Raw genomic sequence first — 12820 nt, forward strand, 5'->3', positions numbered from 1 at the left:
TATATACACGAATCTCTCTCAAAATTTTTGATAATTAACTTAAGTCAGTATTGAGTTTATCAAGTAAAGTAATTAGTTGTGTGGCTTCTTGCTGCGTAATAGATGGAAAACGGCAACGAATTTGCTCAGGGATATTCGCTGCTTGTTGTTGCAGCTGTATGCCTTGTTTGTGTAACTTTACGACTCGCTTACGTTTATCTGTTTCATCTTTAACCACGGCTAATAAGCTTTTATCGGTCATTTTTTTCAAAATTTGTGTCATGGCGCCGCCATCTATTGCGGTTTTTTCCAGCAGCTGTGCAATACTGATCTCATCTTCTTCCCAGAGCGCCATCATCACCACATACTGTGGATAGGTCAGTTCAAGTTCGTTTAGTGCATCTCGATAGGCACGTACCACTGAATTGGAGGCCATATACAGACGATGACAAATTTGATTATCTAATTTCAATTGTGGATATTTCATAGTAGCTCTCGAATGATGACACTGCATTTTAATTTGCATGCAAAATATTTGCAATGCTCAATAAACTACTTTATTATTTTGCATGCAAAATAAATTTAGTCCCAACCTTAAATAAGGAAAACATTATGAAAGAATTACTACAAGTCGCTTACACAGCTAAAGCAACTGCAACGGGTGGCCGCGAGGGCACTGCAAAATCAGACGATGGCCGTTTAGATGTGGCACTTTCAACTCCAAAAGGGTTAGGTGGCGATGATGGTCAAGGCACTAACCCTGAGCAGTTGTTTGCAGCGGGTTATGCAGCGTGTTTTATTGGCGCATTAAAATTAGTTGCAGGCCAAGCAAAAGTTAAGTTACCTGCTGATACCCGCATTGATTCAGAAGTATCGATTGGTCCAATCGAAGGTGGTTTCGGTATCGCTGTAAAATTAGCTGTTTTTGTCGGTGATGTAGATAAAGACACCGCAGAAGCGTTAGTGGCTAAAGCACACGAAGTTTGCCCATATTCAAATGCTACTCGTGGTAATATCGCAATTGAATTGTCGGTTATCTAACTTATTGTAAATTTAATAATTTATATTTTTAAAGGCGCATTTTTATTTTAAATGCGCCTTTTTTGTGGCTTTTATTTATAACCATGAGCTTTTTAGAGCGCCATTTATAACCAAGAAGCGCAATTGTGATAATCTGTACTAAAATTTGTAATCCTTAGTTTGCGCTACCCGACAATCAATATCCTCACTTATATCATTGTATATTAATACTATTTCAGTATGTTAAACCATGTATGTCATTGCCAAGCATTAACACAAATAGTTCAGTAATGATCAACTCGATGTCTAAATTGGCTTTGTTATCGGGAAAGTTTATTAACCACTGGTTAGGTTGAGTGGTCTAGGAATATCCATTAATACGGTTTTTTTCAACAAAATTGATTAACTTATGAATAATTGAACTAGAATGTAAACGTAGTTTTAATTCGAGGATAAGTGGAATGCGGCAATTAGCGTTGGCGAAAAAGTTACTATGGCTTACTTTAGGTAGTATTTTTATCACCGTTGTAGTGCTATCGAGTGTGCTTTGGTGGCAATTATCAAGCAGCAATAAAGTGTTATCAGCACAAGCTGAAAAATTGATAGTTACAGAGGTAGAAGAAAAGCTCACCAGTAATGCTGCAGTGTACGGTGAAAAAATCGCAGGGTTTATCAACGAAGCATATCGAGTGCCTTTTTCACTCGCTGCGATACTTGGTAATGAATCGGCTAAAGATGCTTTAACACGTGATTCGGTGGTACAGCTTAATCGCTCTATTATAGAAGGTAATTCGATACTTTCTTCAATCTACTCGCAATTTGAAGCTAATGGTTTTGATGGTAACGATCAACAATATAAAAGTGGTTTTGATCATTCAGTCGCAGGCCAAGGCACCTTAGAGATTTACTTCACTCGCAGCCGTGAAGGTGTGATTGAACAGCAAGTTGTTGAAGATGCAGCAGAAAAATACGTTACGACTTTAAACGAATTTGGTCAACGTGAGGCTGAGTGGTACTTATGTGCTAAAGACACTAAAAAACCGTGCATTATGGAACCCTACTTGTACGAAATCTCCCCCGGCAATTCGGAAATGATGACATCTTTGACTGTGCCAATACTGCGCGACGGTAAGTTTATTGGCCTCAGTGGCGTTGATATTACACTGCCAGTTTTTCAAACTATGACCGAGCAGTTATCAAAAGAATTATATAATGGTCAGGCGCGAGTTACCTTATTAAGTTCGATGGATTTAATTGTGGGTAGCAGTCATAACAAAGACAAACTTGGTCGTCCGCTAAAAGAAGCAGTCTCTGCCTCGGTGTTAAAAAATTATACTAGTTTGAAAGAAAGCTCTGGAGTACAAAAGAGCGAAAATGAATATTTAGTCAATTACCCAATAGATATTAAACTTGCTGGTCGTCAGTGGACTTTGCTAGTAGAAGTACCTGCAGAGCTTGCACTACAAGGACCACAGCAGCTCAGTGCAAGTATGCAAGATAATGCCAACACTCTTGGTGGGTTAATTTTAATATCTGGGTTAGTGATTGCTGGCGCTGCATTTATTATTATGACTTTAGTTGTCAAAAGCATCGTGGCGCCGCTGCAACAAATTCAGTTACGGGTTGATAATTTAGCCAGTAGTGAAGGGGATTTAACACAAACGTTAACGGTTGACACTCATGCAGAGTTAATTGCGCTCGCTGTTGGGTTTAATGCGTTTTTGGAAAAGTTACGTGATTTAATTGCGCAATTAAAAGATGTATCAGGGCAAACTAAGGAGCAGGCACAAATTGCCGCACATGTAGCCGTTGATACTAAGCAAAATGTGCAAGCTCAGTTTCAAGAAATTGAAAGTGTCGTAACGGCAATGAATGAAATGAGTGCCACTGCACTTGAAGTTGCCCGTGCTTCAGAGCAATCAGCGCAGCAAGCGGATGAAATTAATTCATTAGTGGTCAGTAGCGAAGCGAGTTTATCGTCTGCGGTATCACAAGTGAAAACTATGTCTGAAGAAATAAAGCAAGCCAATCAAGCCGTAGCCAAAGTGGCGGCGCGTAGTAACGATATTACACAAATTTTAGATGTGATCCGCACTATTTCAGAGCAAACTAATTTACTCGCACTTAATGCTGCGATTGAGGCAGCTCGCGCTGGTGAACAGGGGCGAGGCTTTGCTGTCGTAGCCGATGAAGTGCGTGCTCTGGCATCTAAAACTCGTGCGTCAACAGATGACATTAGTGGCTTAATTGACAACTTACAGCTTGAAGTGGGTAATGCCTCAACAGTGATTGAAAAAGGAGTTGTGCGAGCACAAACTGCAGTTGATGAAACTACCGTTGCTTTTGATGCTTTACACAGTGTGGTAATTAAAGTGGAAGAGATAACTAATCAGATCACCCAAATAGCGACGGCTGCAGAGGAGCAAAGTTCTGTAACTGAAGAAATTAATCGTAATTTAACGTTGATCTCCGATGCTGCATCACAACTTGCTGATTTATCAACTCAAGCTGGCGATGGTAGTCAAATGCTCAATCAGCTTGTTGCACAACAAGACGATGAATTGAATAAATTGAAAACATAATACCTCCAATGTGATTAACTTGGTTCTGTATAAAACCGGTATAACTTAACCTGTCGCTCACAAACTAGCCACGCCACTTCGGCGTGGTTAGTTTGAGTTACATTATCAACTCTAAACTAGGTCCACCCCTAATTCAGCTGTCAAAATAATACAAACCAAAGAGCGGCAAAATATTTCAACGCGCTACCTCTTTCAAATTAGGTATGGCTTTTATACGTAAATCATCAGTCCAGCAAATCGATTTACTCGACTATTTTTATGCCGTTTCTATTTAAAAATAACCTGTTTGTTACTGCGAGTGTAAATACGTTTTTCAGGTTTTGTCCATTCACCCTTTTTTAAATAAGAGGTAGAGACAACAAACTGCTCATCTTTAAAATCACTGGTTGATTTTACTTTTGTAATGCCTTCTTTTGAACCTGTTACGGTTTCGTATGCTACAAACTGCGTAGGGCTCAATACTTTCAATGTCCCTTGAGTATAAAAGCCTGCTGTAGTGAAATAATAAAAAACTAATGACTGCTTTTTACTATCCCAAAATATCATTGATTCGCCGCCATATTCACCTTCATTAATTGAGTGAAGGGTACGAATTGCTTTCCCATTGAGGGCTCGCTCCCAGCGACTTACATCCTGAATCTTTGGCTTATTATCGGCAACATTGAAATCAGCTTGCCATGTGCCGAGGTAAGGTTTAAATACTTCAAGCTCTGGTGCTAAGTCAATCGTTTGTGCACTAATAGCACCAGCGTAGATAAAGCAAAAAGATAGTAAAAGTGTTTTTAGGTATGACATAATCGTGCCTATCATTATTAGTTTTTCAAATTGTAGTATAGGCGAGAGTCCGTTGATTAAAAAAACATTATTGCTTTTTTCTGTTAGTTTTCTAGTTGTATTAGTGATTGGTGGGCTGCTTGATTATTGGCCATATTTGGTCGCCAGTGTTTACTGTACTATGAGCAGTATTACGTTTTTAGTTTATAAATGGGATAAGCGTTTGGCGATAGAGTCAACAGATCAGCCTATTAGAGTGCCGGAACGTAGTTTACATATTTTAGCATTAATTTGTGGTTGGCCGGGAGCACTGATCGCTCAGCAATGGTTAAGACATAAATCACAAAAACGTGCATTTATTGCGGTACTTTGGCTCACTATCATTATAAATACTTCTGTATTAGGGGCTGCCTATTATTGGCAATTGCTTTAAATTGATGCACTATCAGGTAACCTAAAAATAACAAAAGTCTGATTTTATGTATTTTTTATATCGCTGCTATCATTTTATTTTAAAATGTATTGTTATTTTTATTGGTATTCCTGATCCGCGTTTGTATCAAGGTTATAGCGGGTTTAAGCAATGGCTTGCATTACTTAATCCTAATAAACCTGTGTTAGTTGTAACTGACAATACGTTAAAAAATTTAGGCGTTGTTGCTCCCATTTTAGCTTCGCTGGATGAGCAGGCAATCTCTTGGCAGCTGTTTAGTGACGTTGATGCTAATCCAACGATTAGCAATGTTGAAAGCGGTTTAGCACTTTATCAGCAATACACATGTCATAGTATTATCGCCGTTGGTGGCGGCTCAGTACTTGACTGTGCCAAATTAATTGGCGCACGTGCAGTAAGACCTAATAAATCAGTTAAGCAGTTAAAAGGCTTGTTTAAAGTACTGAAAAAACTTCCCCCATTATGTGCTATTCCAACAACTGCAGGTACTGGCTCAGAAACGACCGTTGCTGCGGTGGTAAACGATCCGCAAATGCAAACAAAATATGCCGCCACTGACTTTGCTCTTGTACCAAGTGATGCAGTTTTAATTGCTGAGCTAACACAAACGGTGCCTGATTTTATTACCGCAGCTACAGGTATCGATGCACTCACGCATGCACTTGAGGCATACATAGGCACTAATGGCCTTGCTTTTAGTGATGACAAGTCATTGCGGGCAATCGAACTTATTTTACAAAATTTATTAACAGCGTATAAAAATGGTAATGACTTAGTTGCGCGGGAAAATATGTTACTCGCTTCATTTTATGCAGGACAAGCGTTTACCCGAACATCTGTAGGTTATGTGCATGCTATAGCGCATCAATTTGGCGCGCAATACGGCACAGCTCACGGTTTAGCAAATAGTGTGGTATTGATGCATGTGCTGAAATTTTATGGTTCCAGTATAGATAAAAAGCTGGCGGCTATTGCTGATCATTGCCAATTAACACAATCACACCAAAAACCAGCAGAAAAAGCAGCAATACTATTAAACACCTTAGAGCAGTTACTTATTGATCTAGCTATCCCTCGTCATTTAAAAGAGCTAAAAGTAGCTGATATACCTAAGCTTGCTGATGCTGCAATTGTAGAGGCTAACTGGGACTATCCAGTACCAAAATTTATGAACGTAGCTCAATGCCAAGCCATTATTCATAAAGTAGTGAGTGATACGTAATAAATGAAAACCTTCCCATCAGCACAGATAGGGAAGGTTTAAGCGTTAAATTAGCGTTTTAACTGTGCTTCAGGTTGATTTAATAATTCAATTATAGGATTTTGTGCAGTGATTTTTGCTTTAAGAGCAAAGCCGATCAATAACCCTGCGATAAAGCCACCTATATGAGCGCCATAATCGATACCATCAGGTGCTGCAATCATGCCATAAATATTGATCCCTAACCAAATTACAAAAAACCACACTGCAGATAATTTCTTTTGATAAATGATAAACATAAAAGTTAGGCTGGCGTGCCTAAACCACATTAAGTACATACCAAATAGCCCTGCAATTGCGCCGCTAGCCCCGACACTTGGAATAATCGAGCTGGGATCAACGATAAAGCTAGCAAAAGACGCTGCCAAACCGCATACCATATACCATATTAAAAACTTTTTATGACCTAATACGTCTTCGAGGTTATCACCAATAATGTATAAAAAGTACATATTACCAATAAGGTGCATTACTGAGCCGTGTAAAAAAACACAGGTAATCACGCTCCATAAATGTTCGCCTTGAGAGATCTTACTTGGATTCATTGCAAATAATTCGAGGGTGGCACTGAATGCGTCTGCATTGAAAAAATACAAGGCAAAAACAATGGCATTGAGTGCAATTAAACCGCGAGTAACCCACGGCGTTTGTTTTGGTTTTAGGTTATATTCAACGGGCATTTGCGTTAAAAATTGAAACAGATAAGTTTTCCAACTAACTTTTTGGTTTAGCTTGTCTAGGCTTGCTTTGAGCTCGGGGCTGTTTTCAACGCTTTCTAATTGACCTTTTTCAATCCAACTGCCATCACAATGACGGCAAACATCAATTTCGGTATGAAAATCTTCGAGTAAATGAAAGCGCTCAAGGTTCTTACTGCAATCGGGACAGTCTAGCTTAGAAATACCTAATGACTCACCAAAATGAGTCTCGTATTTTTCACCAATAGGACCTTCGTTGATTTCGGCAATCATCCGGTTAACTTCGTTTTTTTCAAACCATAAGCCACCGCATTCGCGACAGATATCTATCTCTTCACCTTGATAATGAGTAACATCCAAAGGGTGATCTTTGCAGTGAGGGCAGCGTTTAGTTGGCATTATCAGCCTCCTTCAATGAGCCGATAATAATATCGTTTTGTTGTAATTCTTGTTGTAAATTTAATGCACTAGCTTTTAGTTGAGGTAATGTTTGTTGCTCAATAATATCGGCAATTTGATTTAGTTCAATTGACGCTTGGCGCGCAGACATTTTACGCTTTAACGCCGCATCAATGACAAACTCAGCACGACTATAAAAACGACGAATTTGTGTTAGAAATATACTCGGCGTTTCAAGAGTTGTTGGTGAGTACTGCATAGTTTGCCAAATATACTTTTCAAGCGTGGGTTTATTATATTCAAGTTCACTTGTGTGTGGGCTTTTGGCTAAAAGTAACGAATAGCGTTTTATATTCTCTAAATTATCATTTACTTCATCATATAATGAAGTACGCAAATAATAGTTATCCTCCATTTTACTATATGAATCAAATTTTAGTGCTTGCTCTAAACCGCTTTGCGCAGCTAAGTAAACACCAAAAATAGTTGAAAGTACTAAAAACACTTGGTTCAACCAAAAGCTAGTACTTTTTAGCTCTTTATTATCAACTTTTTTCAGTACGTTAGGTATTCGAGGAGGTGTATTTGCTTGGTCAGAGTGGTTTTGTGATGACTCCAAAATTCATATCCTTATTTTTACTGTCCATTTAATAAGCGCAACAGGATACGGGGATTTTTTTAATACGACAATCACTTTTTATGGAAACTATACTTAATTTTTAACACAGGCAACACAAATTGGTGATGGCAAGAATAAACTTGCCATCAGTGGTGTCATAATGCAGATTGGCTTGCTTCAATTTGATCTAACTCGATAGTCAGGATCGTTTTCTTATCAACAGTAACCCACTTTCTATAGGTTAAGTAACCGTCTTTAGTAATTTCGATGTCGTATTTACCTTCATCGAGTTCAATACCTGCTTGGTATTTCGGCTTTATATTCATTATGCGAATACGGGCATCATCAGGAGAAGTAATAACGGTCAGTGAGATTGCACTGTTTACTTCTTCTGTGGTGACAACAGATTGCTCAGCAGAAGCCGTCTGTTGTTCAACTTTAGGGTTACTTGAACAACCTGATAGCATCACTATAGCAACCAGCGCACTTAATTTTTTCATAATTACTCCATTAAATTGTTCATTATAAACATCTTTGTTTATATCACTTTTAGCAACGAAAAATCATGGAATAACAATAGGAAGGATTATGTATTTACTAGAGTCTTCCATGACTTTTATATTTACTTTAACTATAAATCAAATGGCATTTTAGTATGTATAAGGATGAGGTTCAAATCATAGTTGCAAAAAATACCAGTTTTTCTTATTTTATTATGTTTATAGCAATAAAAGAAACAGTTTCATTATGACTATAATAAATATTAGTTTAGGGTTTTGCTCTTTTTAAGCTTAGTAAATCGTTGCCACGTACCCAATATTAAAAAAGCGACTAGCATAAATACAGTGATGTAAAAGGCCATTATGGCCACTTTGATCATTAGTAAACACGCGATAATAATGGCGAAGATGATCGCGATACGAATAATAGGGCTTTTGATAAATCTATTTGAAAAAAGTAAGGCGGTTAGGCTTAGCTTGCTGCGGGTGTTTTTCTTAACATCCATGTTTTGTGTCCTTAGTGTTTTTTGTATTAGCGTAATTTACGCGTTTAAATTAGTGTGTATTTTATGCAGTGATAACGTCATCATCATTATTATCACGCTCAAAGTTGAGATTGAATTGACCTTGGCGATTAATCGTGAAAATGGCGCGCGTCCAGTTTTCTGGTTGGTGTTTAGTGGCATTTTCAAATAGGGTTTTGAATGTCTCGATGATTGCGTCAGAAACAGCGATTGGGTGCTCACTTGAGTCATCTGCTGTTTGAAAGTGAGCTTCACATTCAAGTACGTTTTCATCTTCGCAGTTTAAAATAAGTTGTGCTTCAAGCCACGGCTCATTTATTTGCTGATAAAGGTACTGACCTAGGTGATGCGGGATGTTTTTAATATTTGGTTGCATGTGCTGTCCTTAGCGTTGTTTGATTTATTCAAAAATATTTGCTGTTTTAAGTAAAGAGCTTATCGCCAAAGTTAAAGTCGGGAAACTTTCTAGCTCTTCCCACGTGAAAGAGTCTACAATCTGAAATTGATTCACCTTTAAGTTATAAACCACCCTGGAGCTGCTTTCATCACAAAAAGCGACGAAATTACGTAAAGATTCTTCCGTATGAAATTCTTGATTGGCTTCAATAATTCCAGCTAAGTAATATGGTTCATTTTGTTCTTTAGCACTATAGAGATTTAATCCATTTACAGAAAAGCCATTTGATATTTTTAATAGATCTAAAAATTCACTTGGAGGTTGAAACTTGAAGGCTTTGGTGAAATACGCACTAAAAGCTTTTACCTCATCCAAACTGATAGGCGTTAGAAAAAAACCTTCGCCAAAGTGAGTTTGCTCTTCTGAGTTTTTCTCTATCAGGTAATTAATTAACTTTTTTATATCACTCATAGTAACTTTGGTCTGCCCCTACATAGAAACTTAAAAAGGTCAAAGAGATCTAATAAAAGGGCTTTAACCCATAACATTTTTGCATGCTAAGCTAGCGCTACTAAAGCCTTTTCAAATCAAGTTTAATTTTGCTGAGATAGCTGTTTTTCATATAATTGCTGAATGTCTATTTCGGCTTCTTCAATATAGTCACAGTCACCATAATCAATGGCAAGCTTCAGTCGTTGCTGAAATAGATTGGTTGATTTTTCAATTTCGCCTAATTCAAATTTAAGCACGGCTAGCTGGAATATGCTGTTAAACTTATTTATAAAAGTATCTTCAGGGTAACCACAGTCTGTTTTTGACATTTCTTTTAGGTAATGCTCAGCATCTTCCATCAAACCAAGTTCGTAACTATTGTTTGCTAAATTATTTAAAATGAGATGTTTTATTTCTTCTAAATCAGGATTACTCAAAATTTCTTTATTAAGCTGCAACGCTTCTTTATATCGCCCAACCTCATGGAAGCAAGCCGCTTTTAACGCAATTAAATTAGACACTTCGTTTTGAGTACGGTGGTTAGCATTAGCGATTGCTGCTTGTAAGTATTCAAGTGCATTTTGATGTTCATTGAATTCACTATATGCTTCGTATAAACGGTGATTTAAAGAAAATACTTGCTCTTGATTTAACTTTTTTAAAGTTGCATTTAATTCCAAAGCTATCGTTGAGTGACTAATAATTTCAGATTCATAATCATAACTCTTAGAGTAAATCATTGATAAGTAGTAATTTGCGTATAGCTTTTCTTCATTTGTTTGCGAACTAGCTAATAATTCACTTAAATCCTCTCGCATTCCAGAGAAGCTAAACATACGTTCAGGGTCTTCTATCGTTTTACCCAACTCGAGGATTTTAGATACAAGGGTAGATTTTTTTGACTTAAATATTTTGTTTAGTAATGTAGAACCCACATTGAGCTTTTTCATTTCATTCATCCTTAAATTTTAAATTGGCTTTCTAGTGCATTTACGAAGTAACGATGATGTCATGAACGGTATTCTCACGCTCAAAATTGAGATTAAATTGGCCTTGGCGATTAATCGTGAAAATGGCGCGCGTCCAGTTTTCTGGTTGGTGTTTAGTGGCATTCACAAATAGGGTGTTGAATAAATCGACTATCTCGTCTGTCACGGTAATCGGCTGTTCGCTTGTATCAGCAGCAGTTTGATAATGGGCTTTGCATTCAAGTACGTTTTCATCTTCACAATTTAAAATAAGTTGTGCTTCAAGCCACGGCTCATTTATTTGCTGATAAAGGTACTGACCTAGGTGATGCGAGATGTTTTTTATGTCTGGTTGCATGTGCTGTCCTTAGCCATAGATAAATTGAATCTATTAGTGATCATAACTTTCAATTTCATCAGCCAGCTCTTGATCCCATTCAAAATCAATATTGAAGTCGCCTGATGGCTCAAGTGTAAAGGTAGCCTTATTCCATTTAATTTCTGGGTTATCTGACATTATCGTAGAGAGACTTTGGAACTCTTTAAATAAGTAATACCCTGATTCTAAATCAAAGCTTTTATCCTCAAAATTTGTATATGTTGCATCAAACTCAGCAGCATCACCAAAAAACTCAACCTCAACCTTGCACTCTTTCCAATCAGCAGTGATTTGCTGTACTAGATATTCTGCAATATTCTCGTAAATATTATCAACATTATTCATTATAATTAACCCCCTATAGCAATAAAAAATTACTTTGATGGAGTTGTTTTAATTATTGAATCCAAGAAAGCATCATTAGCTAGCTTTAGCTTTAGCTTTGTTAGGTCATAATTCGTCGTCATTTTCTTCTAGGATAGCTAAAAACGCATGGAAATTTACGCTAATATTTCTTATTGCTTTATCACCATCTTCGAGTTGTGAAGAGATAATAAATATAACTTCGGGCTCAGTCAGTTTATGACGAAAATCAAAAGCGATTAAATTTGAATCAAAAGTTATAGCGATAGGCACTATTTTATTCGATAAAAATTCATCTATTTCTTCTTTTTGTTCGGAGATGCTATAAATGTCAAAATTATCATCTATTAACTCTTGGCAATGAAGGAAGTGTGCGATTGAGCTTTGCCCTTTCCCTACTTTAAAAGATGAATAAAATGGCTTATCTCCAAAGTGTAATTCTATGAAGTTTAAAAACTCTGACGGGAATTTAATCTGAAGTTCGCATTCAAGTTCCTTTAAGTAATCGGGATTGTAAGTTGGCTTATTTTCTTCCCACAAATACGGTTCACATTTTAACATAATTAATACCCTCCTCCCCAAATAGACATACCACCAGTATGCCTAAAAGTGTCATGTGTTGTTCTATCAATAAGCTGCATTCTGCCAGTATCTTGATGATGATGCCATGTTAAACCCTTTGCTGGATCTTTCGATGGTGGTTTTTTCATAATATGTACTACTTGTTCATTACTTAATCCTAGCGTCTTGGCTAAACTTGGGTTTCTTTCTAATTGCATAGCAAGATTTTTATTTGCTGCTTTAAAATGTTCAGTAGCTTTACCCGAAGTTATATGACGATCAGGTATGTGGGTATCAAATTTACTGTCAAATATGGGGAAACCATTCGAATCATACTGTAATTTCTTGCCTTTTCGATGTAAGTACCCATTTTCATCCAGGTTATTCTTATTTCTAATTGTAATTGCATCAGAGGGTTGTCCACCAATAGGGATAACTTTCCCATCTGGAGTTAATTTAGGTTTTCTGGCAAGATCATTTATTTTATCCAAACTATTAGGGTCAATAGCGGTGTTTCTGTTAACCGTTTTAGTCCCCTTCAAATCATTCCCTTTCGGCGGCTCAAGCTCATTGGCAACGGTTTTCTTCGGTTTGCCCACTACACCCGTGCTTGCCGGTGGCTCAAATTCATCGAGGGCTTTATTTACGCGATTGCCAATTTCATTTGCGGCGTTTCTTACGCCTTGGTCTATTTGCGGGGTGACTTCATCAAGCTGTTTGACCATAGCTTGCATGCCGTCAATGGCCGAGTCTGGCAGTAGGAGGTCGTATTTCCAGCTTGTTGAAATGTCATTAAGAGTATCTCTAAAGCTTTTAATAACTGCTTTGACTTCACTGGCGGCTTGTTTGC

Annotated in this window: 17 protein-coding genes; 4 read left to right on the top strand and 13 right to left on the bottom strand. The window is 37.4% G+C overall.

Going from position 1 to position 12820, the window contains the following annotated elements; translation table 11 throughout:
• Positions 1-34 precede the first annotated feature (34 nt).
• Positions 35-466: a MarR family winged helix-turn-helix transcriptional regulator gene (locus H5163_RS00190; protein WP_145242022.1), complete on the bottom strand. Its 432-nt coding sequence runs from the start codon at positions 464-466 to the stop codon at positions 35-37.
• A 125-nt stretch (positions 467-591) separates the two neighbouring features.
• Between H5163_RS00190 and H5163_RS00195 the strand changes: the two genes are divergently transcribed.
• Entirely contained in the window at positions 592-1020 is a 429-nt protein-coding gene (locus H5163_RS00195; protein ID WP_145242020.1) for an organic hydroperoxide resistance protein, read from the top strand.
• A 440-nt stretch (positions 1021-1460) separates the two neighbouring features.
• Positions 1461-3581, top strand: coding sequence for a methyl-accepting chemotaxis protein (locus tag H5163_RS00200; RefSeq protein ID WP_182732119.1), 2121 nt, complete (start codon positions 1461-1463; stop codon positions 3579-3581).
• A 267-nt stretch (positions 3582-3848) separates the two neighbouring features.
• Here H5163_RS00200 and H5163_RS00205 read toward each other — a convergent pair whose 3' ends face one another.
• Entirely contained in the window at positions 3849-4376 is a 528-nt protein-coding gene (locus tag H5163_RS00205) for a hypothetical protein (protein WP_145242016.1), read from the bottom strand.
• Positions 4377-4428: 52 nt separating this feature from the next.
• Here H5163_RS00205 and H5163_RS00210 point away from each other — a divergent pair, with 52 nt between their 5' ends.
• Positions 4429-4788: a DUF1294 domain-containing protein gene (locus tag H5163_RS00210; protein ID WP_145242014.1), complete on the top strand. Its 360-nt coding sequence runs from the start codon at positions 4429-4431 to the stop codon at positions 4786-4788.
• 46 nt (positions 4789-4834) lie between these two features.
• Positions 4835-6031 (top strand): iron-containing alcohol dehydrogenase, encoded by a 1197-nt coding sequence (locus tag H5163_RS00215; protein WP_182733880.1) that lies wholly within the window; start codon positions 4835-4837, stop codon positions 6029-6031.
• A gap of 50 nt (positions 6032-6081) precedes the next feature.
• Here the strand turns inward: H5163_RS00215 and H5163_RS00220 are convergent, their stop codons facing one another.
• The 11 genes from H5163_RS00220 to H5163_RS21170 form a co-directional block, all read right to left on the bottom strand.
• Positions 6082-7167 carry a rhomboid family intramembrane serine protease gene (locus tag H5163_RS00220; RefSeq protein ID WP_182733882.1) on the bottom strand — a complete coding sequence of 362 codons (1086 nt, stop codon included), beginning with the start codon at positions 7165-7167 and terminating at the stop codon, positions 6082-6084.
• Entirely contained in the window at positions 7157-7786 is a 630-nt protein-coding gene (locus tag H5163_RS00225; RefSeq protein WP_259397348.1) for a hypothetical protein, read from the bottom strand. Before H5163_RS00225 ends, H5163_RS00220 begins: the two co-directional genes overlap by 11 nt.
• 155 nt (positions 7787-7941) lie before the next feature.
• Positions 7942-8286, bottom strand: coding sequence for a PEGA domain-containing protein (locus H5163_RS00230; protein WP_145242524.1), 345 nt, complete (start codon positions 8284-8286; stop codon positions 7942-7944).
• Between the two features lie 263 nt (positions 8287-8549).
• On the bottom strand, positions 8550-8792 hold the full coding sequence (locus tag H5163_RS00235; RefSeq protein ID WP_145242522.1) for a hypothetical protein: 243 nt from the start codon (positions 8790-8792) through the stop codon (positions 8550-8552).
• Between the two features lie 61 nt (positions 8793-8853).
• On the bottom strand, positions 8854-9186 hold the full coding sequence (locus H5163_RS00240) for a DUF600 domain-containing protein (RefSeq protein ID WP_182733884.1): 333 nt from the start codon (positions 9184-9186) through the stop codon (positions 8854-8856).
• 24 nt (positions 9187-9210) lie between these two features.
• Entirely contained in the window at positions 9211-9678 is a 468-nt protein-coding gene (locus H5163_RS00245) for a YrhA family protein (RefSeq protein WP_182733886.1), read from the bottom strand.
• Positions 9679-9800: 122 nt separating this feature from the next.
• On the bottom strand, positions 9801-10649 hold the full coding sequence (locus H5163_RS00250; RefSeq protein WP_182733888.1) for a hypothetical protein: 849 nt from the start codon (positions 10647-10649) through the stop codon (positions 9801-9803).
• A 40-nt stretch (positions 10650-10689) separates the two neighbouring features.
• Entirely contained in the window at positions 10690-11025 is a 336-nt protein-coding gene (locus H5163_RS00255; RefSeq protein WP_145242514.1) for a DUF600 domain-containing protein, read from the bottom strand.
• 33 nt (positions 11026-11058) lie between these two features.
• Complete coding sequence (locus H5163_RS00260; protein WP_182730839.1) at positions 11059-11391, bottom strand: immunity protein YezG family protein; 333 nt, start codon at positions 11389-11391, stop codon at positions 11059-11061.
• 105 nt (positions 11392-11496) lie between these two features.
• Positions 11497-11970, bottom strand: a complete 474-nt coding sequence (locus H5163_RS00265) for an SMI1/KNR4 family protein (protein ID WP_182733890.1) — start codon at positions 11968-11970, stop codon at positions 11497-11499.
• Positions 11971-11972: 2 nt separating this feature from the next.
• Positions 11973-12695: an HNH endonuclease gene (locus H5163_RS21170; RefSeq protein ID WP_310736635.1), complete on the bottom strand. Its 723-nt coding sequence runs from the start codon at positions 12693-12695 to the stop codon at positions 11973-11975.
• Positions 12696-12820 lie beyond the last annotated feature (125 nt).

The organism is Pseudoalteromonas sp. SG44-8 (assembly GCF_014164125.1).
GTDB lineage: Bacteria > Pseudomonadota > Gammaproteobacteria > Enterobacterales > Alteromonadaceae > Pseudoalteromonas > Pseudoalteromonas rhizosphaerae.